This window comes from Segniliparus rugosus ATCC BAA-974, assembly GCF_000185725.2.
In the GTDB taxonomy this organism is placed as follows: Bacteria; Actinomycetota; Actinomycetes; order Mycobacteriales; family Mycobacteriaceae; genus Segniliparus; species Segniliparus rugosus.
This window is the reverse complement of record NZ_KI391953.1, coordinates 1,292,183-1,317,253: the sequence shown is the minus strand read 5'-3', so window position 1 is coordinate 1,317,253 and position 25,071 is coordinate 1,292,183. Positions and strand designations below refer to the sequence as shown.

At 67.9% G+C, this 25,071-nt stretch carries 25 protein-coding genes; 7 read left to right on the top strand and 18 right to left on the bottom strand.

The annotated features are described in order from the left end of the window. Position 1 precedes the first annotated feature (1 nt). Entirely contained in the window at positions 2-1,030 is a 1,029-nt protein-coding gene (locus tag HMPREF9336_RS06475) for a potassium channel family protein (RefSeq protein ID WP_007470192.1), read from the bottom strand. A 68-nt stretch (positions 1,031-1,098) separates the two neighbouring features. After that, positions 1,099-1,674, bottom strand: coding sequence for a CGNR zinc finger domain-containing protein (locus tag HMPREF9336_RS06470; RefSeq protein ID WP_007470190.1), 576 nt, complete (start codon positions 1,672-1,674; stop codon positions 1,099-1,101). A 23-nt stretch (positions 1,675-1,697) separates the two neighbouring features. On the opposite strand from HMPREF9336_RS06470, the gene HMPREF9336_RS06465 reads away from it, so the two are divergent. After that, complete coding sequence (locus HMPREF9336_RS06465) at positions 1,698-2,684, top strand: DMT family transporter (RefSeq protein WP_007470188.1); 987 nt, start codon at positions 1,698-1,700, stop codon at positions 2,682-2,684. Here the strand turns inward: HMPREF9336_RS06465 and HMPREF9336_RS06460 are convergent. Beyond that, positions 2,681-4,231: a sensor histidine kinase gene (locus tag HMPREF9336_RS06460; RefSeq protein ID WP_021030227.1), complete on the bottom strand. Its 1,551-nt coding sequence runs from the start codon at positions 4,229-4,231 to the stop codon at positions 2,681-2,683. The two genes, HMPREF9336_RS06465 and HMPREF9336_RS06460, sit on opposite strands and share 4 nt — an antisense overlap. Positions 4,232-4,302: 71 nt before the next feature. On the opposite strand from HMPREF9336_RS06460, the gene HMPREF9336_RS19285 reads away from it, so the two are divergent. Further along, positions 4,303-4,377, top strand: a complete 75-nt coding sequence (locus HMPREF9336_RS19285; protein ID WP_156920367.1) for a 50S ribosomal protein bL37 — start codon at positions 4,303-4,305, stop codon at positions 4,375-4,377. A 3-nt stretch (positions 4,378-4,380) separates the two neighbouring features. Here HMPREF9336_RS19285 and rsrA read toward each other — a convergent pair whose 3' ends face one another. Both rsrA and HMPREF9336_RS06450 read right to left on the bottom strand, forming a co-directional pair. Next, entirely contained in the window at positions 4,381-4,806 is a 426-nt protein-coding gene (gene rsrA, locus HMPREF9336_RS06455; protein WP_021030226.1) for a mycothiol system anti-sigma-R factor, read from the bottom strand. Continuing rightward, positions 4,803-5,468 (bottom strand): sigma-70 family RNA polymerase sigma factor, encoded by a 666-nt coding sequence (locus HMPREF9336_RS06450; protein ID WP_007470182.1) that lies wholly within the window; start codon positions 5,466-5,468, stop codon positions 4,803-4,805. Before HMPREF9336_RS06450 ends, rsrA begins: the two co-directional genes overlap by 4 nt. 247 nt (positions 5,469-5,715) lie before the next feature. Between HMPREF9336_RS06450 and aroA the strand changes: the two genes are divergently transcribed. The 4 genes from aroA (at position 5,716) to HMPREF9336_RS06430 (ending at position 9,185) form a co-directional block, all read left to right on the top strand. Then, the gene (aroA, locus tag HMPREF9336_RS06445; RefSeq protein ID WP_040584667.1) at positions 5,716-6,990 is read left to right on the top strand and encodes a 3-phosphoshikimate 1-carboxyvinyltransferase; all 1,275 of its coding nucleotides are present in this window, start codon (positions 5,716-5,718) and stop codon (positions 6,988-6,990) included. Further along, positions 6,963-7,982, top strand: a complete 1,020-nt coding sequence (rsgA, locus tag HMPREF9336_RS06440; RefSeq protein ID WP_007470177.1) for a ribosome small subunit-dependent GTPase A — start codon at positions 6,963-6,965, stop codon at positions 7,980-7,982. The genes aroA and rsgA overlap by 28 nt, the downstream gene beginning before the upstream one ends. 62 nt (positions 7,983-8,044) lie before the next feature. Beyond that, on the top strand, positions 8,045-8,635 hold the full coding sequence (locus tag HMPREF9336_RS06435; protein WP_007470175.1) for a nucleoside deaminase: 591 nt from the start codon (positions 8,045-8,047) through the stop codon (positions 8,633-8,635). A 79-nt stretch (positions 8,636-8,714) separates the two neighbouring features. Continuing rightward, the gene (locus HMPREF9336_RS06430) at positions 8,715-9,185 is read left to right on the top strand and encodes a nuclear transport factor 2 family protein (RefSeq protein ID WP_021030222.1); all 471 of its coding nucleotides are present in this window, start codon (positions 8,715-8,717) and stop codon (positions 9,183-9,185) included. A 23-nt stretch (positions 9,186-9,208) separates the two neighbouring features. Here HMPREF9336_RS06430 and HMPREF9336_RS06425 read toward each other — a convergent pair whose 3' ends face one another. From HMPREF9336_RS06425 to secA, 6 genes are all read right to left on the bottom strand, one after another. Next, a complete protein-coding gene (locus tag HMPREF9336_RS06425) occupies positions 9,209-10,576 on the bottom strand; it encodes a fatty acid desaturase family protein (RefSeq protein WP_021030221.1) in 1,368 nt (455 codons plus the stop codon). Positions 10,577-10,672: 96 nt separating this feature from the next. After that, a complete protein-coding gene (locus tag HMPREF9336_RS18345) occupies positions 10,673-10,831 on the bottom strand; it encodes a hypothetical protein (protein ID WP_007470169.1) in 159 nt (52 codons plus the stop codon). A 10-nt stretch (positions 10,832-10,841) separates the two neighbouring features. After that, entirely contained in the window at positions 10,842-12,176 is a 1,335-nt protein-coding gene (locus HMPREF9336_RS06420; RefSeq protein ID WP_007470167.1) for a fatty acid desaturase family protein, read from the bottom strand. A 128-nt stretch (positions 12,177-12,304) separates the two neighbouring features. Beyond that, complete coding sequence (locus HMPREF9336_RS06415; protein ID WP_007470165.1) at positions 12,305-13,453, bottom strand: ferredoxin reductase; 1,149 nt, start codon at positions 13,451-13,453, stop codon at positions 12,305-12,307. Between the two features lie 224 nt (positions 13,454-13,677). Continuing rightward, entirely contained in the window at positions 13,678-14,211 is a 534-nt protein-coding gene (locus HMPREF9336_RS06410) for a DUF6912 family protein (RefSeq protein ID WP_021030219.1), read from the bottom strand. Next, positions 14,208-16,982, bottom strand: a complete 2,775-nt coding sequence (gene secA, locus HMPREF9336_RS06405; RefSeq protein ID WP_040585145.1) for a preprotein translocase subunit SecA — start codon at positions 16,980-16,982, stop codon at positions 14,208-14,210. The genes HMPREF9336_RS06410 and secA overlap by 4 nt, the downstream gene beginning before the upstream one ends. Positions 16,983-17,176: 194 nt before the next feature. Between secA and HMPREF9336_RS06400 the strand changes: the two genes are divergently transcribed. Then, the gene (locus HMPREF9336_RS06400) at positions 17,177-17,995 is read left to right on the top strand and encodes an LLM class F420-dependent oxidoreductase (protein WP_007470159.1); all 819 of its coding nucleotides are present in this window, start codon (positions 17,177-17,179) and stop codon (positions 17,993-17,995) included. A 30-nt stretch (positions 17,996-18,025) separates the two neighbouring features. Here HMPREF9336_RS06400 and hpf read toward each other — a convergent pair whose 3' ends face one another. From hpf to mtrA, 7 genes are all read right to left on the bottom strand, one after another. Then, a complete protein-coding gene (hpf, locus tag HMPREF9336_RS06395) occupies positions 18,026-18,742 on the bottom strand; it encodes a ribosome hibernation-promoting factor, HPF/YfiA family (RefSeq protein ID WP_007470157.1) in 717 nt (238 codons plus the stop codon). Between the two features lie 226 nt (positions 18,743-18,968). Then, on the bottom strand, positions 18,969-19,676 hold the full coding sequence (locus HMPREF9336_RS06390; RefSeq protein WP_007470155.1) for a DUF1707 SHOCT-like domain-containing protein: 708 nt from the start codon (positions 19,674-19,676) through the stop codon (positions 18,969-18,971). A 4-nt stretch (positions 19,677-19,680) separates the two neighbouring features. Further along, the gene (locus tag HMPREF9336_RS06385) at positions 19,681-20,418 is read right to left on the bottom strand and encodes a ComF family protein (protein ID WP_021030217.1); all 738 of its coding nucleotides are present in this window, start codon (positions 20,416-20,418) and stop codon (positions 19,681-19,683) included. A gap of 193 nt (positions 20,419-20,611) precedes the next feature. Next, positions 20,612-22,414 (bottom strand): MtrAB system accessory lipoprotein LpqB, encoded by a 1,803-nt coding sequence (lpqB, locus tag HMPREF9336_RS06380; RefSeq protein ID WP_007470151.1) that lies wholly within the window; start codon positions 22,412-22,414, stop codon positions 20,612-20,614. Continuing rightward, on the bottom strand, positions 22,414-24,081 hold the full coding sequence (gene mtrB / locus HMPREF9336_RS06375) for an MtrAB system histidine kinase MtrB (protein WP_007470148.1): 1,668 nt from the start codon (positions 24,079-24,081) through the stop codon (positions 22,414-22,416). Before mtrB ends, lpqB begins: the two co-directional genes overlap by 1 nt. Before the next feature lie 39 nt (positions 24,082-24,120). Then, complete coding sequence (locus HMPREF9336_RS19170) at positions 24,121-24,249, bottom strand: hypothetical protein (RefSeq protein WP_280110249.1); 129 nt, start codon at positions 24,247-24,249, stop codon at positions 24,121-24,123. Next, positions 24,246-24,932: an MtrAB system response regulator MtrA gene (gene mtrA / locus HMPREF9336_RS06370; protein ID WP_007470146.1), complete on the bottom strand. Its 687-nt coding sequence runs from the start codon at positions 24,930-24,932 to the stop codon at positions 24,246-24,248. The genes HMPREF9336_RS19170 and mtrA overlap by 4 nt, the downstream gene beginning before the upstream one ends. Between the last annotated feature and the right edge of the window lie 139 nt (positions 24,933-25,071).

Sequence of the window (25,071 nt, the reverse complement as noted above, 5' to 3'; positions counted from 1 at the left end):
GTCACTCCTTGTTCGTCGTGTGGACGTAGAGCAACCGGTCGCCTGGTTCCAACGCGTCCACCCGTTCGTCGCCGACGCGGATCAGATCGCCCCCGCGCACCACGCCGAGCACGATGTCCGCCACATGCTTCGGGTCCGCTCCGACTTCGGATTGCTCCACGTCCCGCTCGGACACCGCGAACCCCTCTTCCGGGGTGAGCAGGTCCTCGATCACCTCGACCACGGACGGGGCGCTCGTCGCGATGCCCAAGAGCCTGCCCGCGGTCTCCGAGGAGACGACCACCGAGGTGGCCCCGGACCGGCGCAAGAGGTGCACATTCTCGGTCTCGCGGACCGAAGCCACCACCTGCGCGGTCGTGGTGAGCTCCCGCGCGGTCAACGTCACCAGCACGGCGGTGTCGTCCCGGTTCACCGCGACGACGATGGACGCGGCGCGCTCGGCCCCCGCGGATTTGAGCACGTCCGACCGAGTGGCGTTGCCCTGCAACGTGACCAGCCCCAACTCGGACGCGGCGGAGAGCAGGCCGGGGTCCGCGTCCACGACGACGATGCGGGTCGGCTCGACGCCGTCGGCGAGCATGGCCGCCACCGCCGAGCGGCCTTTGGTCCCGTACCCCACGACAATGGTGTGATCGCGCACTGCGTGCCTCCAACGTTGGACTCGAATAGCTTGGCGGCTGCGCTCAGCGAGCACCTGCAAGGTGGTGCCGACCAAGATGATCAGGAAGAGCACCCGCATGGGGGTGATGACGAGGACATTCACCAGCCGCGCGCCCTCGGTCACCGGGGTGATGTCCCCGTACCCGGTGGTCGTCAGGGAAACCGTGACGTAGTAGAAGCAGTCCAAGAGGGTGAGCTGGCGCTCCACCACGTCGCGGTAGCCCGATCGGTCCGCGTAGACCACGAAAGCCGCGATCACCAGGAGCGAGACCGCGAGCAGCAGGCGCCCTGCGATGGCCCGCAACGGGCTGATCCGGCGGTCCGGGACCAGCAGCCCCGGCGACGACTCGGACGTTAGTCGCGCAGCCATCCCCTCAGCCCCCGATCACACAGACATCGCGGCGGGCTTCGGACACGAGCGCTAAGACTACCGCCCCTTCAAAGGCGCTGCGCGGCGCGTCTGGCCCGGTGCGCCCTCGCTTTGTCCCGGTTCCCGCAACCAGCCATGTCGCACCAGCGCCGATCGCCCCGCCGGGAGCGGTCGACGAAGATCCGCGTGCAGTTGTCGTCCTCGCATTGGCGCAACGCCGTGTCCGAACCGATGAGCCGGACCGCGTGCAGCGCGATGGTGGCGAGAGCCTCCAGCGCCCCGCCCTCGCGCCGGATCGCGCCGGACTCTGTGAGCTGCGGCGTCACCCGAGGCCGCCTGGCCCGCGCGTTGACGAGGCTCATGGCGTGCTGCGGGAGCGGATCCCCTCCGATCTTCGCCTGCGCGAGCACATACACCGCCTTTCTGAGCTCCATCGCCATCACGCGCTCCGCGTCCCCCACGACGGGCTCCTGGTCGAGCAGCCCGGCCAGCACCAGCCAACGCGCGAAGTCCGCCGGGGCGCGCAGCAATTCTTCGCGCCGCGTGTTCCAGTAGCGGAGCGTCCCGGCGAAATCCAAGGCCACATCGCCGCTGACGAATGTGAAGCCTGTCTCTTCGCCGACCGATCCCGACGCGCTAACCATATAAATAGGTTACGCTTTTCGGCATGGCAGCACAACACGAGGTCCCGGAGCGCTACGCGGAGACAATCGAGACGATGGAGGCTGCCGCCAACGGCTTCGCCGTCGAAGCAGGGCGCGGGCCCTCGGACAAGCCGCGCCATCTCGCGCTCGCCGAAGCGATCCAGGGCCCGGTGCTCATCGTCTCCTGGTCCAGCGCCTTCGTCGCAGGCGTGATCGGCACCAAAGCCGGCACACCGCTCTTGCTGTGCTTCCTGCGTTTCGCCTGCGCCGCGCTGCTGCTGACCGCGCTCGCGTTCGCGCTGCGCTCGAAATGGCCGAAGGGCAAGACGCTCGCGCACACCGTGTTCGCCGGCGTCTTCATGCACGCCGTCCAGTTCTGCGGCTTCTACTACGGCATGGCGCACGGCCTCGGCGGCGGCGTCTCCGCGCTCATCCAAGGTTTGTCCTCGATGATCGTGGTCGTCCTCGCTGCGCTCACCCTCGGCGAACGCCTCGCCAAAGCCCAATGGCTCGGGTTCGTCATCGGGATCGTCGGCGTCGTCGTCGCGATCGAAGACCGGCTCGCCTTCTCCCCCGTCGCCGTCGCCTCCGCGTTCCTCGGCCTTGCCGGGATCAGCGTCGGCACCTACTGGCAGAAGCGTTTCGTCTCCGGGGTCGACGTCGTCTCGGGCACCGCCGTCCAACTCGCCGCGTCGGCCCCGCTGGGGCTCGCCGCCACCCTCCTGTTCGAGCATCCCCAGGTGACCGACTCCACGAGGTTCGCCGGCGCGGTCGCCTGGATCGTGCTCGTGAACTCCCTCGGCGTGTTCTTGCTGCTCAACCACATGTTGCGCACGCTGCCCGCCAGCTCGGTCTCCACGCTCTTCCTCGCGGTCCCCGCGACGACCTCGCTCCTCAGCTGGGTCTTCGCCGGGCAGACGATGAGCGCCCAGGCGGTCGCGGGCCTGGTGATCGGCGGAATCGGAGCCGCGCTCGCCGCATGGGGGGCCACCAGGCGGACGAAGGCTTAACGCCCCGAGGCCCAGCGGCGGTCCACCACGGGGGTCACCGGCACGTCGAGTCTCGCGGACGATCCGCCGAGTTCGCTGCTGCCCAGCTCCAAGGAGGCCTGCAGCTCCGACTCCGCGAGCGTGGCGGCGATGCGCAACCCGAGCCGTTTGGTCGCTTTCGGGTCGAAACCCTCTGGAAAACCGACGCCGGTGTCCGCCACCTCCACGCTGAGCCATTTGCCCTTGCGCTCCGCGCGGATCACAACCTCGCCCTTGTCTCCGGGCTGGAAGGCGTGCTCAAGGGCGTTCTGCGCCAGCTCGGTGAGGATCGTCGTGAGCGACATGGCCCGCTCCGCCTCCAGGGAGCCGAACCTGCCTTCTCGCCGGATCGACACGCTCGTCCCCGGCGCGCCGAGGTCCGCCAGCAGCAGCATGAGCTTGTCCACGATCTCGTCGACCGAGACATGCTCGTCCGACGAGATCGACAACGCGTCGTGCACGAGGGCGATCGATCCGATCCGGCGGACCGAGTCCTCCAGCGCTTGGCGGGCCTCGGCGTTCTCGGTCCGCCTCGCTTGCATGCGCAACAGCGCCGAGACGGACTGCAAATTGTTCTTCACCCGGTGATGGATCTCGCGAATCGTCGCGTCTTTGCTGATCAAGGCTCGATCTCGATGGCGAAGCTCGGTGACGTCGCGGAGCAAGACCACCGCTCCCGCCATCTCCCCCGACTGGCGCAGTCCGACCATGCGCCACAAGGTGACCGCCCCGTTCGCCTCCACCTCGACCCTGGCGTCGGCGATCTCGCCTTGCAGCGCGGCGACCAGCGCCGTCAGCGTGTCTTCGACCGTGAGCGAATCGGGCACCGCCGCGCGGACGATCTCCACCAGATCCGAACCCATGAACGTGCCCTCCCATCCCAGCCTGCGCAGGGCGGAAGAGGCGTTCGGGCTGGAGTACGTGATGGCCCCCGTCTCGGCGAGCCGCAAAAAGCCGTCGCCGGCCCTCGGCCCCGGCCCTTTGTCGAGAGGATCGGGGAAGGCACCGTCGCACACCATCTGGCACAAAGCGTCCGCCGCGCTCGTGTACGCCGTTTCCAAGTTGCCCGAGGACCGGTTCTGGAGCAGATTCACGTAGCGGGAGATGACCGCGATCACCTCGCCGTCCTTGCGCACAGGGATCACTTCCCGACGAGTCGGCACGTACTCCAGCCACATCGGATCTTCCGGCTCGACGATCCTCCCCTCGACCAGGCCCCGGCGCAGCTGGCTCACCAACGGCTCCCCGACCTCGGTGCCCACCATGTCGCCCGGTAGCAGCGTGGCCGCCGTGGTCGGACGGCATTGCGCCACGCACACCACCCGCTCGCTGGGGTCGCCGAGGCTCTCCCTGCGCGCCGGGTCCTCCCCCTCGCACGCGGTCGGCGAGTCTTGGCGCACCCACATGAGGAAGTCGGCGAAAGCCAGGTCCGCGATCAGCTGCCACTCCGCGACAAGCCTTTTCAAATGTTCGACTTGGTCTCCGGTCAGCGTGGTGCGCTCGGCGAGCAGCTCGCTCAACGTCGCCACAACACAACCCCCGAATACCTCTTCGACCCCCCGGCTTCGCGACCGCCGCGTCTTTGTGTCATGCTTTCAGTATGGCAAAACGAGGACGTAAGAAGCGCGCACGGCGCAAGAGCAACGCTAACCACGGCAAGCGCCCGAACAGCTGACGATCAGTCGGCCGTTTCGGGCCTCGCCTCGACCCGAGGGTGCGAGACGTTGAGCATGTTCCGGATCTCGCCTCGAAGCTTGTCTTTGAGGCCTTCCGGCGCGCACGGCTCGGATTTGCACTTCTTCGAGAGCAGCTCCTTGATTCGGATTTCCACCTCGTACTGAGCGTGGCACGAGGAGCAGCGCTCGAAATGCGCTTCGAGCCGCGCGCGGAGCTTGACGTCGCACCCTCCGTCTGCGACCAGCCACAGCGCTTCGACCTCTTCCCGGCACTTCGGAATCGCTCCATCGCAGTCGAAGCTCTGCAAGATCTCGGCAAGTTTGGGGTCGACCGGCTCGAAGGCGCGCCGCATCTCTTGCAGCTGCGCCAGCTCGACCGCGCTCACGCTGACTTCGGATACTCGGCCCGATTCGTCATCCGCGCTCAACTTGCCACCTCTTCACTTTCGACTTCATTGTTGACACGACGCGCACGGCGCGACTCCGGGCCGATGCCGTACTCGGCGGCGAGGCCTGCGAGCTGGGCGCGCAACTGCTTTCTGCCCCGGTGCAGCCGGGACATGACCGTTCCGATCGGGATCTCGAGGATCTCTGCGATCTCACGATACGGGAAACCCTCGACGTCCGCGTAGTAAACGACCATCCGGAAATCCTCCGGCAGCGACTGCAAGGCTTTCATGATCTCCGTGTCGGGCAGGCCGTCGAGCGCCTCGACCTCCGCCGAGCGCAGCCCGACCGAATCGTGGCTCGCCACATCCGCGAGCTGCCAATCGGTGATCTCGTCGGTCGGGTACTGCGAGGGCTGGCGCTGGCGTTTGCGGTAGGAGTTGATGTAGGTGTTCGTGAGAATGCGGTGCAACCAAGCGGAGAGATTGGTCCCCTCCGCGAAGGTGTGGAACGCGCCGAACGCCTTGATATAAGTCTCTTGCACCAGGTCTTCCGCGTCTTGCGGGTTGTGCGTCATCCGCATCGCAGCCCAGTAGAGCTTGTCGAGCAACGGCATCGCCTCCTGCTCGAAACGACGGGTGAGCTCGGCCTGGGACTCGTCGGATCCCCCGGGCGATTCATCCGCTGGCCCCTTCACAGGCATCCGGACTCCGCCCTTTGGCAACGAACGCATGGTTGACGGCGCATAGTCAAAGATTACCGCAGCTGCTGCTGTTTCGGGCTTGGGGTCGAGCGCGGCCTGTTCGGGGCATAGCACTGGCATGGGATCCAGACTCCTCTCTACGCCCTGGAAAACACTCCAGAGCCAGAGTTTGTTCCCACGCCCCGTCCTGGCCGAACCGCAACGCCCCACTCGTCGCGCGAACGGCGGCGACTGCGACAATAGCGAGGTGAGCTTTTGGGACGCGCCTACGGTCAACGGTCCGCTCGACGCGACAGTGGGCCTGCCCGGCTCCAAGTCCATCACCAACCGGGCGCTCGTGCTCGCGGCGCTCGCCTCCTCCCCCTCCCGGATCGTCGGCACGTTGCGCAGCCGCGACACCGACCTCATGCTCGACGCGCTGCGCCGGATGGGCGCGGGCGTGCGGATCCACGACGATCAGACCACCGTGGACATCGAACCCGGCCCGTTGCGCGAGGCATCGGTGGACGTCGGGCTCGCAGGGACGGTCATGCGGTTTTTGCCCCCGGCCGCGGCCCTCGCCACCGGCGCCGTCTCCTTCGACGGGGACGAGCAGGCCCGCGCCCGGCCGCTCGACACCATCCTGAACGCCCTACGCGACCTCGGCGTGGCGGTGGACGGCGACAGCTTGCCGTTCGTGGTCCGAGGCCAAGGCCGGGTCCGAGGCGGCGAGGTCGCAGTCGACGCCTCCGCCTCCTCGCAGTTCGTCTCCGGCCTCCTGCTCTCCGGGGCCAGGTACGACGAGGGACTGACCGTCCGGCATGTCGGCGGGCCGCTGCCGTCTGCGCCGCACATCGAGATGACCGTCCAGATGCTCGAAGATTCCGGTGTCCGGGTCGAACAGCCCGAGCAGCACGTGTGGCGGATTCCGCCCAGTCCCATCGCCGGACGGGAGTGGTTGGTGGAGCCCGACCTCTCCAACGCGAGCCCGTTCCTCGCCGCCGCGGCGGCGGCCGGGGGCGAGGTCCGAGTCCCGCGCTGGCCGACGACCACCACGCAGGCGGGCGACGCGATCCGGCACATCCTCGCGAGAATGGGCGCGACCGTGCGGCTGCAAGACGGCTGGCTCACCGTCCAAGGAGCCGACGAGCTTATCGGGATCGACATCGACCTCGGCGACGTCGGGGAGCTCACCCCGACTGTCGCCGCGCTCGCGGCGCTCGCCTCCTCCCCCTCCTGTCTGCGCGGGGTCGCGCATTTGCGCGGCCATGAGACTGATCGGCTCGCGGCGCTCGCCTCCCAGATCAACGGTCTCGGCGGGCACTGCGTCGAACTGGACGACGGGCTGTCGATCACCCCGAAGCCGCTGCGCGGCGGACTGTGGAAAGCCTTCGCCGACCACCGCATGGCCACCGCTGGCGCGATCATCGGCCTGAAGACCCCAGGGGTGCAGGTGGACGACGTGGACTGCACGAGCAAGACGCTGCCCGGATTCGCCGACCTCTGGGCCACGATGTGCGCGACGGCGGGAGCTGGCTCCTGAGGCGCGGACAAGACCTCAGCCGGTACGACGAGTCCGACGTCCGGCTGCGGCCGGGGGCTCCGAACCGGGCTCGGACCAAACGCAGGCCAGAGCACACCGAGGCGAAACCCGCGATGGTCGTCGGCATCGCCCGCGGCCGCCAGCTCTGCGCGATGGACGGCTCCGACACGCTGGTCACCACCGTGCGCGCCCGCGAGCTGGGGCGGCGCGGGGTGGTGGTCGGCGACCGGGTGCACCTTGACGGCGATGTGTCCGGAACCCCGGACACCTTGGCGCGGATCGTCCGCGTCGACGAGCGCTCCTCCGCGTTGCGGCGCACCGCCGACGACGAGGCGGGCTCCGCCAGCGGACCGCTTGAGCGGGTCGTGGTGGCCAACGCGAGCCAGCTGCTCATCGTCGTCGCAGCCGCCGACCCGCCGCCGAGCGCGGGCCTGGTGCGGCGGGCGCTGGTCGCCGCCTACGCGGAAGGGATCACCCCTCGGCTCGCGATCACGAAGACCGACCTCGCCGACCCTTCCCAGTTCCAAGCCGGGTTCAACGGGCTGGGCCTCGACGTCGTGCGCTGCGGCAAAGAAGACGACCTCGCCGAGCTTGAAGGCGTGTTCGAAGAGCAACTGACGGTGCTGCTCGGCCACTCCGGAGTCGGCAAGTCCACGCTGGTGAACCGGCTCGCCCCGAGCGCGAACCGCGTGGTCGGCGAGCTGACAAGGATCGGCAAGGGCAAACACACCTCCACCGACGCCCGCGCCTTCCCCCTGCCCGAGGGCGGTTGGATCGTGGACACCCCCGGCGTCCGCTCCTTCGGGCTCGCCCACGTCACCGCCGAACAAGTCCTCGGCGCTTTCCGCGACCTCGCGGAGACCGCGGAGGACTGTCCCCGAGGTTGCGGGCATCTCGGCCCGCCCGCCGACCCGGAATGTCTGCTCGACGAGTTCCCCGACCGAGAACGGGTCTGTGCCGTGCGCGGGCTCATGCAGGCAGTCAGCGGGTAATCGAGCAGGTCAGGGCACCAAGATCTTCTGCGCGATCCACAATCGCGGGTTACCCTGGTCAGGTGAACCCGGCTTCGCGACGGACCTTCCTCACCGCCGCCCTCGGCGCATCGGCGGCCGCCTGCTCGCCGACGAGTTCCGACGGGCCGCACGCCGCCGCGCTCGCTAGATTGAACAGTTACAAACCTTCAGCCCAGGAGCTCGCGACGCACGAGGCGAACATGCGCAAGGCCATGCACGCCGCAGCTGGCAACCCTCGTCTCCCGTTCGGCTCGGTGATCGTCCGGACTTCGGACAACGCCATGCTCGCCAAAGGCGTCAACCACAACACGGAAAACCCCATGTGGCACGGGGAAGTCGTCGCGCTCAACGACTACACCGCCCGGCACGGCAACGCCGACTGGCGCGACGTCACGCTGTACACCACGGGCGAGCCCTGCGCGATGTGCGCTGGGGCGATCATCTGGGCAGGCATCCCACGCGTGGTGTGGGCCAGCTCGATCGCGACGATCCGAGCGTCGGGCGAAGGCCAGATCGACATCCCCGCGACCGAAGTGGCCGCCCGCGCGGAGGAGTTCTACCGGCCCGAATACTTTCTCGGGGGCGTGCTCTCCGACCAGACCGACCCTGTCTTCCTCTCCCGTCCGAGATAGGCTCCCCGCAGACTGTGCTATATCGAAGGGGCGAGAACGACCGTTCTCGGCGCATCCGAACTCCGTGAAAGAAGGCGCTGTGCCCGAAGAGCGTCCGCCCCTGCCCCCGTTCGACCGCGAGAGCGCGTTGGTCAAAGTCCGCGCCGCCGAAGACGGGTGGAACACCCGCGATCCCGAACGGGTCTCGCTCGCGTATTCCCCGGACAGCCGATGGCGCAATCGGTCGGAGTTTGTGACCGGACGCGAGCGCATCGTCGAATTCCTCGCCCGCAAGTGGGACCGGGAGCTGGACTACCGGCTCGTCAAAGAGCTTTGGGCTTTCGACGGCAACCGCATCGCGGTCCGTTTCGCCTACGAATGGCATGACGACTCCGGCAATTGGTACCGCTCGTACGGCAATGAGAACTGGCAGTTCGGGCCCGACGGCCTTATGACGCATCGGCACGCCTGCATCAACGACCTGCCCATCGCGGAGGCCGAGCGCCTGTTGCGTTGGCCGCTCGGGCGGCGCCCGGACGATCACCCCGAACTCTCGGACCTCGGCCTATGAGCTGATCAACGATCAGAAGTGCCTCAGGCGATTCGGTGCTCGATCGAACGCGCCGCCTCGCGAGCGCGGTCGGCTGCCTCGCGGGCCCGATCCGCAGCCTCAAGGGCGCGGTCCGCCGCGCGGTCGGCGGCCTCGCGGGCCCGCTCCGCAGCACGGCGGGCCTTGCGCTTAGTCGCCTCATACGCCGATTTGAGGCCGCGGCGCACGCCCGTCGCCGGGTCCACCCAGGCCTTCGCGGGCTCGCCCGCCACACGGAAGCGCAGCTCAGAGGAGGTTTCCGGAGCGTTGTCGCTGGTCGCTTTCAAAAAGCGGTCCGGCAACGAGAGCTTCGCGATCGTCCGCCACGTCAAGAAGTATTGCTTGGCGAACGAGCCGGTCGTGTAGGGCAGGTCGTACTTCTCGCACAACGCCCGCACCCGCTGTTGGATCTCGTGGTAGTGGTTGCTCGGCAAGTCCGGGAAAATATGGTGCTCGATCTGGTGCGAGAGATGCCCCGACAAGAAGCCGAGCACCCGGCCCGCGTTGAAGTTCGCCGAGCCAAGCATCTGCCGCAGATACCACTGCCCCCGGGTCTCGCTCTCCACGTCCGACTGGGCGAACTTCTCCGCGCCGTCCGGGAAATGCCCGCAGAAGATCACCGCGTTCGACCAGATATTCCGGATCACATTCGCCAGCGCGTTGGCGGTGAGCGTGGTGCGGAACGCCTTGCCCGTCATGGCGGGGAACAGGACGTAGTCCTTCGTGAGCTGGCGGCGGATCTTGGCCACTGCCTCGCGACGGCGTTTTTTGGCCAGCTCGCGTTCGGCGGGGTCTTCGATCTCGGCGATCTTGTGGTTGGTCAACGACACGCTCTGCAGCCCCACCCCCCATTCGAAGAACACGGTCAGCAGGGTGTTCCAGACCAGGTTGCCCAGGTGGCCGGGCTTCCAAGGGTCGTCCCTTGTGACCCGGATCGTGCCGTAGCCGATGTCGTCGTCCAGTCCGAGGATGTTCGTGTACTTGTGGTGCATGAAGTTGTGCGTGTACTGCCAGTGCGCGGACACGCCGACCATGTCCCACTCCCAGGTGGAGGAATGGACCTCGGGGTCGTTCATCCAGTCCCACTGGCCGTGCATGACGTTGTGCCCGATCTCCATGTTCTCGACGATCTTCGCGACGCCGAGCGAGACGGCCCCGAGCCACCACAGGCCCCGCCGCTTGCTGCCGATCAACGCGGCCCGCCCGACAAGCTCCAACGCCCGCTGGAAACGGATCGTGTTGTGGATGTACCGGGCGTCGCGCGCCCCGAGCGACTCCTCCACATCCCGGCGGACCGCGTCGAGCTCCGCGCCGATGGCCTCGACGTCCGCCTCCGTCAGGTGCGCGAACTCTTTGATGTCACTGATCGCCATATCGACCTTTCCAAGCAATAGGCACGCCGTCCGCAACCGAAAGCGTGTCGCGCGGATCATACCAGGCGCCCGCGCACGTCACATTGATATGAAAAATCATAAAACTCTGCGTCGGCCCTCCGGGCCCCACGCGCCAAAGGCCGCCGTCCTCGGCGGGCCCTCGACATCCCGGCGGGCCGCGCCAAGCTCCGCGCCGATGGCCTCGACGTCTGCCTCCGTCAGGTGCGCGAACTCTTCGATGTCGCTGATCGCCATATCGTGCTCCTTAGAGCGCGCTGTCCTCGGCCAAGGGAGCGGCGGGGCGAGCCGCAGCCCGGCCGACACGCCCTCGGACTGTCCGCAACGCCCTCGACCACACGGGCCGCGCCGCCCCGTACGCCGTCTTCAGCCCGCGCCGGACCCCCGTCACGGGGTCGGTAGTCGGCTTCGCCCGCTCCCCGTCCACGCGGAAACGCAGCTCGGAGGAGGTCTCTGGAGCGTTTTCGACCGTGGCCCGCAGGAACCGGTCGGGCAGGGAGAGTTTCGCGATCGTCCGCCACGTCAAGAAGTACTGCTTGGCGAAGGATCCGGTGGTGTAGGGCAGGTCGTACTTCTCGCACAACGCCCGCACCCGCTGTTGGATCTCGTGGTAGTGGTTGCTCGGGATGTCCGGGAAGATGTGGTGCTCGATCTGGTGCGAGAGATGCCCAGACAAGAAGCCGAGCACCCGGCCCGCGTTGAAGTTCGCCGAGCCAAGCATCTGCCGCAGATACCACTGGCCCTTGGTCTCGTTCTCGACGTCCGCCGTGGTGAACTTCTCCGCGCCGTCAGGGAAATGCCCGCAGAAGATCACCGCGTTCGCCCACACGTTGCGGATGAGGTTCGCCGTCGCGTTCGCCGTGAGGGTCGAACGGAACGCCTTCCCCGTCAGCGCGGGGAAGAGCACGTAGTCCTTCACGACCTGGCGGACGGCCTTATGCCGGAACTCGCCGAGCCGCTTTTGGATCTCGGGCAGTTTGATGCCCTCTTTGAACGGAAGTTTGACCCCGTCTTTCACCATGCCGCTCGCCAGGTGGAGGTGCTGCATGCCCACGCCCCATTCGAAGCCCGCGCACAGCAGGGCGTTGAAGAAGACGTTGCCGATGTTCATCGGCTTCCACGGGATGTCACGGGTCACGCGGAGCAGGCTGTAGCCCACGTCGTCGTCCATCCCGACGATGTTCGTGTACTTGTGGTGCGTGTAGTTGTGCTGCTGCTTCCAGTGGGCGGAGGCCCCGACGTTGTCCCACTCCCACACGCTGGAGTGGACCTCGGGGTCGTTCATCCAGTCCCACTGGCCGTGCATGACGTTGTGCCCGATCTCCATGTTCTCGACGATCTTCGCGAGGCCGAGCGTCGCCGCGCCGAGCCACCACAGGCCCCGCCGCTTGCTGCCGACCAACACGGCCCGCCCGACAAGCTCCAACGCCCGCTGGAAACGGATCGTGTTGTGGATGTACCGGGCGTCGCGCGCCCCGAGCGAGCTCTCGACCTCGCGGCGGATCGCGTCGAGCTCCGCGCCGATGGCCTCGACGTCCGCCTCGGTGAGGTGCGCGAACTCTTTGATGTCGCTGATCGCCATATCGACCTCCGCAGTCTGCTTCATGGCTCGCGATCACCGTCGATCACGCGCTCAAACCCGGACGAGGCCATGTCTTCTATGGCCTTCCGTGGCCAACCGCCACAGAGTGTGACGGCTCCCACTGACCACTATAAGTCGATAATGCAGTTTCCGACAGCAGCGGTGCAACAAGTTTGTATGCGCTCGCCCTCTTCATGCAAATTGCCGTTGCGCAGATCACATGCGACACCTGCGGAGAGCTGGGCGGTGCAGGTATGGCAAATGCCCATCCGGCAGCCGAAAGGCAGCACCAGGCCCGCCGCCTCGCCCGCTTCGAGGATGGTCGTCGCCCCGTCCGCCGTCACCTCTTTCTTGGACCGCTCGAAACGGATCGTGCCGCCGAGCGCTCCCGAGCCCGATCCCTCCGGCGAGCCTTTGCGGCGCAACGAGAACTGCTCCGTCTTCAGCCGCTCGGGGACTCCCGCCGCCGACCACCACGACGCGAGCGACTCCAGCAGCTCCGGAGGACCGCACGCCCACGTCTGCCGCTCTCGCCAGTCCGGGACGAACTCGGCAAGGCGACGCTCGTCGAGGCGGCCCTGCGCGCCGGTGAGCTGGAGGTGGAAAGCGAGGTTGGCGAAATTCCGGTCGAACTCGCGCAGCTCGCCGCCGAAGATGACCGATTGCTCGGTCCGCTCGGAGTGCACGTGGGCGACGTCGACCGGCATGTCCTGCCTTGCGAGGGAACGCAGCATCGACATCACCGGCGTGATCCCGCTGCCCGCCGAGAGGAAGAGGATCTTCCCAGGCAGCGGATCGGGCAGGCGGAAGTCTCCCGAGGGGGCTTGCAAGCGCACCACCGTCCCCGGACGCACTCCCGAAGTCAAGTGCGTGGAGAGCCTGCCCGCAGGCACCGCGCGCACAGTCACCGAGAGCGGCTCGTGCAGCGCCCTGCCCCGGATGGAATACGCCGGGACGCTCGTCAACGAATACGAGCGCCACACCCACCTGCCGTCGATCCGGACGCCGACCCCGACGTACTGTCCGGGCGCGAATCTCGGGTCGAACCCCCAGCCCGGACGGATCACCAGCGTGGTCGAGTCCGCGGTCTCCGGACGCACCTCGATGATCTGGCCGCGCAGCTCGCGGGCCGACCACAGCGGGTTGAACAGCTGCGCGTAGTCGTCCGGCAACAGCGGATGCGACAACCGGGCCACCGCCCCCCTGACCATGTTCACACCCCAATTCCGCGTCGGAACGTGCTGCGCGGGCTTCTCCAACCAGGTGCGTATACCCATATCGCGAGTCTAACGGCCAGCGCCGATGCGCTATTACGCAATACGCGGCAGCTCCCCTGACTGCTGGACAGGGAAGCCAGTCGCCGGACCGCCCAGCGGGATGGGCTGCGAGACGCGCCGGGCCGCGACGCGCGGACCGAGAGGAACTGGCGGGCACGCGATGCGGGCTTCCCCCACAAGCTCTGCGAATCGGGGAACGCCGCAGATCGCCAGCCGGGCCAGGGCTAGTCGGCCAAATGCAGGACTAAGGACAGCTCCGTGGAGGCGTACCACGCCAAAGGCTCGTCTTGCGCGTCGGCCACGACATGCTCCGCGTCCGGGTCGCCGAGGTCTGCCGCGTCCACCACCGCCGAAGCCTTCGCCACGGCTTCTTTCGCCGAAAGCAGATCGACGTACAGGCAGTCGACCGCATCGAGCCCGACTGGGCCCTGGATCCGGACCACCGCGTCGTCGAGGTCGGGGCGCGGCTGAGCCGACGGCACCTCCAGGACGAGCACGACCCGCAGCGGAGGAGCCCCAGGCTCTCCGGACAGCAGCCGCAGCGCGGCCAACGCGGCCTCGTCGAGCGCCACTTCGGCGAGCTCTTCCTCGTCGCCGCTGGCGTACGCCTCGCGCAATGCGGGCGTCACCGCGAACGCCGTGCCCGAGCGGGGACGGATCTCCCCGGCCTCCAGCCATTCGGCCAAGAGCGGCAAGGTCGCGGGCACGAACACCCGCCATGTCTGATCCGACGGGACGTGCCCCTCCGGCTCGGTCAACGTCCCCGCCTCAAGCCTCTGCCGCCCTTCGTCTGATCACGGGCGGCGGCGCGGCGCTCCCGGCGCGTGCCCGGCCCCAGCTCGCCCGGCGCGGGGCTGCGGCTCACCACAGCGGAGCCGTCCTCGCCCGGCGCGGTGTACGTGAGCGGCTCTTCCGGTTCCGACGGAGCCTCGAGCGCGCGCGCGACCTGCAGTTGGGGCTGCTCCTCCCCGGATGACGGCTCCTGCTCGGCTTGCGCTGGCTGCGCCGGGCCAGAAGGAGGTGCCTCGACGGTGACGCTCACGTTGAAGAGGAAACCGACGACCTCTTCCTTCAAGCCGTCGAGCATGCCGGTGAACATGTCGAAGCCTTCGCGCTGGTACTCGACCAAGGGGTCGCGCTGCGCCATCGCGCGCAGGCCGATGCCCTCCTTGAGATAGTCCATCTCGTAGAGGTGCTCACGCCATTTGCGGTCCAGCACTTGCAGCATGATCATGCGCTCCAGCTGGGCCATCCCGTCTTCGCCGACGACGGAATTGATCTCCTCCGTGCGCTTCTTGTAATGCGCGCGGGCGTCCTCGAGGAGCAATTCGAGCAGTTCCTCGGCGCTCACGTCTTTCCGCTGGCCCCGCTTGTCGGTCGGCACCGCTTGCTCTTGGGTGATCCCGACCGGGTAGAGCGTGCGCAGCGCCGCCCACAGCGCGCCGAGGTCCCAGTCCTCCGCGTACCCTTCCGCCGTCGCGCCGTTCACATACGCGGTGATGGTGTCGGTGATCATGTGCTGGACCTGGTCGCCGAGGTCTTCGCCTTCCAGGATCCGCCGACGCTCGGCGTAGATGACCTTGCGCTGCTCGTTCATCACGTCGTCGTATTTCAGGACGTTCTTGCGGCTCTCGAAGTTCATCTGCTCGATGTCGGTCTGCGCGGTCTTGATCGCCCTGGTCACGAGCTTGTGCTCAAGCGGGACGTCGTCGGGCTGCCCGCCCGAGCGCAGCGCGAATTCCAAGATGCCCTGGTTGAACCGGCGCATCAGCTCGTCGCCGAGGGAGAGGTAGAACCGCGACTCCCCAGGGTCGCCCTGGCGGCCCGCCCGGCCTCGGAGCTGGTTGTCGATCCGCCGGGATTCGTGCCGCTCGGTGCCGAGGACGTAGAGCCCGCCCGCCTCACGAACCTTCTCCGCCTGCTTCTCGGCCTCCTCCTTCACCTCGGTGAGGGTCGACTCCCACTGGGCCTCGTACTCCTCCGGCGTGTTCACGGGGTCCAGGCCCTGCTCGCGCAGACGCTGGTCGGCGATGACATCGACGTTGCCGCCGAGCACAATGTCCGTGCCTCGGCCCGCCATGTTCGTCGCCACCGTGACCGCGCCGAGCTGGCCCGCGCGCGCGATGATGGCCGCCTCCTGCTCGTGGTACTTCGCGTTGAGCACGGTGTGCGGCACCTTGCTCTTCTTCAAGAGCCGGGAAAGGGTCTCCGAGCGCTCCACGCTGGTGGTGCCGATGAGCACCGGCTGTCCCTTCTCATGCCGCTCTGCGACGTCCTTGACCACCGCGTCGAACTTCGCCTCCTGCGTTCGGTAGATCAGGTCGGCCTGGTCGGTGCGGATCATGCTCCGGTTCGTGGGGATGGAGACCACGCCGAGCTTGTAGATCTGCTGGAACTCGCTCGCCTCGGTCCGAGCCGTGCCGGTCATGCCCGCGAGCTTGTCGTAGAGGCGGAAGTAGTTCTGCAAAGTGATCGTCGCGAAGGTCTGGTTCTCGGCCTTGACCTCGACGTTCTCCTTGGCCTCGATGGCCTGGTGCAGGCCCTCGTTGTATCTTCTGCCCACCAGGAGCCGGCCTGTGTGCTCGTCGACGATGAGCACTTCCCCGTTCTGGACCAAGTAGTCCTTGTCCCTCGTGAAGAGCTCTTTCGCCTTGACCGCGTTGTTGAGGTAGCTCACCAGCGCGGAGTTCGCGGCCTCGTAAAGGTTGCCGATGCCGAGCTGGTCCTCCACGAAGCCCACCCCGGCTTCGCTCACGCCGATGGTGCGCTTGCGCAGGTCCACCTCGTAGTGCACGTCTTTCTGCATCCGCTCGGCGATCCGCGCGAACTCCACGTACCACTTCGAGGAGGAATCGGCGGGGCCGGAAATGATGAGCGGGGTGCGCGCCTCGTCGATGAGGATGGAGTCGACCTCGTCCACGATGGCGAACGAATGGCCGCGCTGCACCAGGTCGTTCACGTTGTGCGCCATATTGTCGCGCAGATAGTCGAAGCCGAACTCGTTGTTCGTCCCGTACGTGATGTCGGCGTGGTACGCCTCCCTTCGGCGGGCGGAGCCGCCCCCGGCAAGGATGGCCCCGACGCTCAGGCCGAGGAAGCGGTGCACGCGGCCCATCCACTCGGAGTCGCGCTTGGCCAGGTAGTCGTTGGTCGTCACGACGTGCACGCCCTCGCCCGTCAACGCGTTGAGGTATGCGGGCAGCACACAGGTGAGGGTCTTGCCCTCGCCCGTCTTCATCTCGGCGATGTTCCCGTAGTGCAGCGCCGCCCCGCCCATGACCTGCACGTCGAAGTGGCGCTGCGACAGCACGCGGCGCGACGCCTCCCGCGCCGTGGCGAACGCGTCGGTCAGCAGGTCGTCGAGGCTTTCGCCGTCCTCGTGCCGCTTCTTGAACTCGTCCGTCTTCGCCCGAAGCTCGGCGTCGGTCAGCTTCTCGTACTCGTCGGAGAGCGAATTGACCCGGCTCACGACGTCGCCGAGGCGTTTGATCGCCCGGCCTTCTCCGATTCGCAGCAGCCTGTCGAGCAACGACACTGAAGCACCCATTTCTCTCGTCGCCAGGCAAGTTCGCATCCCCTGCCCAACGTTCTTCTCGAAGCCGGACCTTCATCCGGCGAACGCATCTATACTAGGGGACGGAGCTGATCGGGCGCGTTATGCTCGGGGCACGCCCCTTTGACGGCATTGGACCGCCCCGAAGGACGGCGTGGAAAGGCGTTGCCATGACCACCCGCAAAATCCGTGTCGGCGTGCAGCTCCAGCAGCAGCACGCCCACGATTACCGAGCGATCCGCGAAGCCGTGTCCCGAGCCGAAGACACGGGCGTGGACATCATCTTCAACTGGGACCACTTCTACCCGCTGCACGGCGACCCCGACGGAACGCACTTCGGCGACGGCTGGACCCTCCTGGCCGCGTGGGCGGAGCAGACCTCTCACGTCGAGCTCGGCGTGCTGGTCACCTGCCTCGGCTACCGGAATCCGGACCTGCTCGCCGATATCGCCCGCACCGTCGACCACATCAGCGGCGGCAGGGTCACCCTCGGCGTCGGCGCGGGCTGGTTCCAGAAGGACTACGACGAGTACGGCTACGAGTTCGGCGCCCCCGGCTCCCGGCTCGGCCTCTTCTCCGAAAACCTCGAACGGGTCAAAGCCCGCCTGGCCAGACTCAACCCTCCGCCCCGCCACGACATGCCGATTCTGATCGGCGGCAGCGGCGAGCGCAAGACGCTGCGCGAAGTGGCCAAGCACGCCGACATCTGGCACAGCTTTCTCCCCCTGCCCGAATTCCTCCGCAAGAACGCACTGCTCGAAGAGCACGGAGCCGCCGTCGGTCGCGACACCGCGCAGATCGAGCGCTCGATGAACTGGCCGGGGTCGGGCAGCACGGTCATCGAGGCGGTCGCCCCCTCCGAAGCGCCCGGCGTCGCCGACGATTTCCTCAAGGCCGGGGTCACGCTCTTCACCGTCGGGGCCAGTGGACCCGACTACGACTTCGCCACACTGCGGGAGGCCATCCGCTGGCGCGACGCGAACTCGTAGGAGCGCGTCGCGCCAGCGCGGCGCTCGCGGCTACTGCTCCAATCTGATCAGCCCATAGTCGAAGGCGTGCCTGCGGTACACGACCGAGGGCAGTCCCGTCGCCTCGTCGTGGAACAGGTAGAAGTCGTGGCCGACCAGCTCCATGTGCGACAGCGCCTCGTCCACGCTCATCGGCGCGGCGGGGTGCGACTTGACTCGGACGATCTGGCCCGGCCCCGAGGGCTCCTTGTCCAGCTCGACGTCCCACTGCCCGGACTGGACGCGGCCCTCTGCGGACGCGCCATCGGCCCTGTCGCGCGCGATCGCGTCTCGGCCTGGGACGAACCCGGCGTACCCGTTCGCCGTGGCCTCGGCGACCGAAGTCGGGCGGTGCAAGCCTTGGTGCACTTGACGGCGGTCCTTGCTCCGCCGCAGCCGCTCCATGAGTTTGTCTCCGGCGAGCTCCAAAGCGGCGTAGAAGTTTTCCGCCCGAGCTTCTGCGCGGACGACCGGGCCTTTGCCCAGCACGGTCACTTGGACTCGTTGGCAATGCTTGGACTGCCTGGGATTCGCCTCGTGGGCGAGCTCCACTTCAATCCTGTGGCAGCGCGGGTCGAATTTCTCCAGACGTAACAGCTTTTCGGCGACGTGCTCCCGAAAATGCTCCGGAACGACAACGCGACGACCGGTCACCACGATGTTTGGATGGGATTCGGACTCCTCCGCGAACTCCGCCGCGTCCTGCCTGACTGCCAACTGCTGGGTCATTCTCGAACCTCCTTAGTTCTCAGGCCCCGGCTGCCGCAACCTTGAGGCAGCCTCCGGGCAACGAACTGGCGGTCCGAGCCCGGACGTGTCGCCAGTCCGCTACCTGTGACGTTAGTCGCATTTTCGCGATCTTGCCACCCAGGCCGTCGGCCGGTGATCAACTCGACGTCATATCCTGTTCAACTCGCGGTTCCCCCGCCGTGTTCGGCGGCGGCAGGGGGTCGCGCTAGACGCCTCGGGAATTCTTGCGCCGCAGTTTCGCGCGCAGCGCCCTGTTCCGTCCGGACGAGCGCACCACGTTGACCCCGCCCCAAAAGGCGAAACCTCCGATCACGACATGCGGCTGCCCCGCATCTCCAGCGCCGCTCGCCCGGTCGGCGAAACTGCCCATCAAGCCGGTTCCCACAACCTGGACGCTGAGTTCGGGCGGAACGATGACTGTCGCGCCGCCCATCAGCGCCTTGATGTTGATGACCGCCTCCGGCTCGGCGAAGACCGCATCGCGCAGATCCAGCACGCCGCCGCCCCAAAACACGAAGACATTGACCCTGCGCGGCACGATCCACTCGCCCTTGCGCCGGAAGCCGCCCATGACGCCGAGAAAAGTGCGCGCGCGCCCGCTCGGGCCGACGATCGCCCCCGAGCGGCGGACACCCGCCTGGACGTCGAGGTCGCAGGTCACCGTTTCGAGCTCGGCGTGGGTCTTCGCCGCGTACACGGCTTTCGTCCGCTGGTCGAACTCGTGCACGTCGAGCTGTCCCTCGCTCAAAGCCTGGCTCAACAGTCGGACGACCTGGTCCCGGTCCGCGTCAGAAGCACGGTACGCGGGCGGATCGGGCCGGAACGGCGCGAAAAGATCGGCGGCGTTCGGCCGCCGCTGCAGCTCAGAGCCTTGCTGCCCGTTGCCGGGCCGCTCGGGTTGCGCGTTCGCCATCGCCTCACAGTACCCCTCGGCAGCGCGTTCCACCAGAGCGAGGCGGCCCGGCCCGCGCGACCGGCGACGAGCTGGCGAGCACGACCACCGCCGCCACCTCGACGTGCGCGAGGGCCAGCGCCCGAACTGCCTCGCACGCCGTGGAGCCGGAGGTGAGCACATCGTCCACAAGGACTGTCAGCCTCCCGGAGGCGGGCTGCGGGCGCGTTCGCAGCCGCGCGTTGCCCCGCACGTTCGCGAACCGCTCTGCGGCCCCGAGCCCGACGGAATCGCGCACGCCGATCCGATAGCGGAGCAAGTCCTCCACGTCGGCCCCCGGCACGCTCGCCGAAGCAGCCGAGGCGATGCGGAGCACCGGATCGCCGCCGCGCGTCCGCGACGAGCGGGAGCGCGATGGCGCGGGGACCAGCCGCAGGCCCCGGTCCGGCGGGAGCACGCCCCTCCGGCGCAATTCGACGAGCGCGCGGGCGAGCTGCTCCCCGAGCGGGATCGCCATGTCCCGACGGCCGTGCGCCTTCGCCGCGAGCACCGCGCAGCGGCGCGGTCCGCCGTAGCGCCCGCACGAGTACACCGGGACGCCAGGGTCGAACTCCGGGCGCACCAGAGAAGGCTCCGGCCGGGTCTCCCGCTCGCAGCGCTCGCACCACGCCGCGCCCCGCGACCGGCAACCGCCGCACTCCTGCGGCACGAGCACATCGAGGAACGACCGCCCCGCCCACCGCAACCCAGCCCGGAAATCCATGCCGCCAGTGTGCGCGCGGAGTCCGACAAGAACGGGGCTCGAAACCTAGGAACCCGACCGCATCCGCGTGGAAGTATCCGGGGAATCCCGTGTGGATGAGATGCGAGGCGCGGCAGCCCGCGGCGCGTTGGGGAGCGGAGGCACACATGAGGGCCGCCGCAATGCGCAGACCGCCGCGCGGACCCCGGAGACGCTACTTGGGCAGGACGATGGTCGAAAGCGTCCCGTGCAGCATCGGGATCTCCTTCCAGAAGTCCTCCGGCCCGCCGTTCTTGCGCAGCTGCAGCACCGCCCTCGAGTCGGTGACGTAGATCATCGTCGCGGAGGCGGTGATGGAGGAGATCGGCGGAGTGAGGTTCCGGCTCGGCACGGGCGTGGAGAACGGGCTGCCGACGGGGACTTCGAGCACGGGGGGCTCGAGCCCCGGCGGGCCCGCGAGCGCCTGCGCCACGTACAGCACGTCGCTCGCGCCCCAGTCGACGCTCGTCACCTGCACCGGATGCTCCGGGTTCGACGTGAGCAGCGATTGCGCGTCGGTCAGGGCGTAGCCGCCGTTCGCGTTCTGCCGGACGTTCATGGTGATGAGCCTGCCGCCCACCACCAGCGCGGCTCTGACCCCGTCGTGCGATAGCCGCAGCTCGGTGATCGGACCGTCCTGCGGCGTGCGGCCGAGCTCGGAGATGTCCACTTCGGACCGGGTCAACTGGCCGTTCGCGTCGACGCTCACGCAGATCACGTCGCTGCCGTCGAGCACCGTCCACACTTTCAACCCGTCCGGGGTCCAGGTCGGACGGGTCATGGTGCGCTCGGCGGTTGCCCCGAGGTTCACGGTTTTGTCCGGCGGCCCGACCATCAGCTGGACCGAGCCGTCCGGCCCTTTCACCGCTGCGGCGGCGTAGCTCTCCTGGCTGTTCACAGCGGCCGCGAGAATCGAGTTCACCACCCCGAGCGCGCCCGACACCTTCTGCACGCCTCGGTCGGTGACCCGCGCCAACGTGCCCCCGTAGACCGCGTACATCGTGTTGCCGGAAGCCTCCGAAGTCGGATCCCAGCCCTCAACGTCCTTGGTCGTCCACCCCGCGCTCAACCGCTCCTCAATCGGCATCCCGCCGATGGAGATCGAGTACGGGCCGGTGACGCCCGCCCCGGCCAGCGTCCAGATCACTTGCGCCGCGAGCTGCTGCTTCTCTCTCTGGCCAAGCTCGCCCAGCCCTTTGAGATCGATGTTGAGCCCATGCGCGTTCGAGTTCCCCGGCTGTCCGCCCGACCGCGTGATCGCCGAGCGCAAAGCCGCGTGCTGGGGGAACTGCGTGCGGACCGCGCTCGCCAGCACCGGCCTCGGCCCGTTGATGAGGAGCTGGATCAGCTGTTCCGCGAGCGAGGTCGGGTCGCCAGAGACCCACCGGGGGTCTGGCACCAGCTGGGTTCCCGACGGGTTCAGGAAGTACAGGTTGCGGCGCTGGTAGCGGTACTGGAACTGCTTGGCGTCCACCAGCACGCCCTTGTCGAGCGCGCTGATCCGCCACTCCCCGTGCACCCTGGTCACTTCGATCTGCCGGTCCACAGCGGTGTCGTCCCGGCCCACCACGCCGTCCGGCTCGATATGGCCCACCGCCATGGCGCGGATCTGAAAGCGCATCCGGTCCGACTGATGCTCGTTCTGCTCCTCCGGGAGAAGCACGTCGATGGTGTCGATGACTGTGCCGCCCGGAGAGTCGTCCCAGGCCCGAGAGGCTTCCTCGGTCAGGAACTCGCGGGCCTTGCCGTGCCGCGCGGCGGGGTCGACGGCGGCTTTCAAGAAGTCTCGGATCAAGGTCTCTGGCGACATGCCGGGGGCGGGCTCCGGGACGGCCATGGTGTCCTGGGCTCCGGCCGCGCGCTGCACCGGCCCCAGCGCATGGGGCGGGCTGCCCGTCGGAATCGTCGCGCACGAGGCCACCAGCGCCGCGCAGAGGAGCGCGAGGACGACGCGCGACAAGAAGAAACGGCTCCGCATCACTCCTCCACCTTCCCCCGAAGCGGCGGCGAGTCCGCGAGGACCTCGCGCAGCTCGTGCGCGGATGGAATGCGCTGCGGGCTTGCCGGTTTGAGCGGCAGTGGGCTGCCGACCACTTTATGCCCGCGCACGAGCGGCAACGTCAGCCGGAAGCAGGCCCCTCGGCCAGGCTCTCCCCACGCCTCCAGACGGCCCTGGTGCAATCGCGCGTCCTCGTAGCTGATCGCGAGCCCAAGGCCGGTGCCGCCCATGCGGCGCACCCGCGAGGGGTCGGCGCGCCAGAACCGGTTGAAAACGAGCTTCTCCTCGCCAGGCTTGAGCCCGACGCCCCAGTCCCGGACCGTGACGGCCACCGCGTCCGCGTCGGCGCGCATCTTCACTTGGACCGGACGCGCCTCCCCGTGGTCCACCGCGTTGGCCAAGAGGTTGCGCAGCACGCGCTCCACCCTGCGCTGGTCGACCTCCGCGATCACCGGCGTGTCGGGGAGGTCGAGCTGGATCACCGTGCCCGAGCTTTTCGCCCCCGGCTCGACGATGTCGACGGCGGCGTGGACGCAGCGGCGCAAATCGACCTGCTCCGCGGAGAGGTCCGCGACGCCCGCGTCGTGCCGGGAGATCTCCAGGAGCGAGGTGAGCAGGGATTCGAACCGGTCCAGTTCGGCCTCCAAAAGCTCCGAGGCCCTCGCCAGCTCCGGAGAAAGCTCGTCGCGGTAGCCGCCGATGAGATCGGCGGCAAGGCGCACCGTGGTCAACGGCGTGCGCAGCTCGTGGCTCACGTCGGAGGTGAACTGCCGCTGCAGCTGTCCGTACTCTTCCAATTGGACGATCTGCCTTGACAAGCTCTCCGCCATCTCGTTGAACGACATCGCCAGCCGCGCCAAATCGTCCTCGCCCCGGACCGGCACGCGTTCGTCCAGCCTGCCGTTGGCGAATCGGACCGCGATCCGCGCGGTCTGCCGCACGGGCAGCACCACCTGCCTGGCCACGAACATCGACACCGCCGCCATCAGAATCGAAAGCACGAGACCGCCAGTGATCAGATTGCGCTGCACGAGGCTGAGCGTGGACTGCTCGTTGGACAGCGGGAAGATCAAATACAACTGCACGCCTACCGCCCCGGTGGCCATCGGGGTGCCCATGACGAGCACCGGCCTCGTCCCGCCGTCCGGCACGGGCTCGGTGCCGTAGATGTAGCTGACCTGCCCGGATCGCACGAAGTCCTGCAGCGCCTCACTGACCGTCTGGCTCGGCCCGAGGACGATCTTCCCCTGTTTGCCGTTCTCCGGGACGATGATCACCGAGTCGAACACGCCCGCGAGGCCCGCCGCCGAGCCCGGATCGGAGAGCCGGAGCCGGACCGCCCGCATCCGGCTCTCCAGCCCCTCGACCTCTCCCGCGCCGACCAACTCGCTCTCGACCGTGGTGCGGGCTCGGGCGAGCTCGTCGGAGGCCGCCGCGATCTTCTGCGAGAGCAACCGGTCTGCGATCTGGCTCGACAAAAAGAAACCGAGCACCAGCATCAACGTCAGCGACAACGCCATCGCGGAAACAAGGACGCGCAGCTGCAACGAGCGCCGCCAGCGCCGCCCCACGACCCTCGACCCGCGCTCGATCCAGGTCAGGAACGTGGCCGGGCCATGCTGCAGGCGACGGCTACCCCCGATCACGCGTCATCTCCTGTCACGATATCTAGTGAACCACGCCTCTCACACTTCCTGGGAAACCCGATGCGGATGGCGGTGTCGGCCGAACACGCCGAACGGCGAGCCGAGCCCGCCCGGCGGCGGCAGGGGCGAAGCGCCGTGCCGCGTCGGCCCCAGGAAGGTGAAGATCACGGCGGGCCGGCTTTGTAACCGACGCCGCGCACGGTGAGGACGACGCGCGGGGCGTCCGGATCCTTTTCCACCTTCGCGCGCAACCGCTGGACGTGGACGTTCACCAAACGCGTGTCCGCCGGATGACGGTAGCCCCAAACCTGTTCGAGCAGGACTTCCCTGGTGAACACCTGGCGGGGCTTGCGCGCGAGGGCGACGAGCAGGTCGAATTCGAGCGGGGTGAGGGAGATGATCTGGTCGGCCCGGCTGACCCGGTGGGCGAGCACGTCGATCTCGACATCGTCGATCGTCAGCACCTCCGGAGCCGCCACCTCGTTGCGCCGCAACCGGGCCCTGACGCGCGCGACCAGCTCTTTCGGCTTGAACGGCTTCATCACATAATCGTCCGCGCCGGATTCGAGGCCGACCACCACGTCGATGGTGTCGGTGCGCGCGGTGAGCATGACGATCGGCACCCCGGACTCGGCCCGCACCTGGCGGCACACGTCGATGCCGTTGAGCCCTGGGAGCATCACGTCGAGGAGCACGAGATCAGGGCGCAGTTCGCGGACGGCGGGCAGCACCTTGCTCCCATCGGACACGACAACCGGGTCGAACCCTTCTCCGCGCAGGACGATGGTCAGCATTTCCGCCAAGGCCACGTCGTCGTCAACCACTAGAATCCGCTGTCGCATGGGGTTCATGGTCGCATTTCAACCGGATAACGGTCCAGGCGGCGCGCCGTGACACGGCCATGCCGAACCCGCAGGCAGCGCGAGTCAGGCGAAATTCAGCCACATTTTCTCCGAGAAACCCTTGCGCTGCGCCTGTGACGCAACTAAC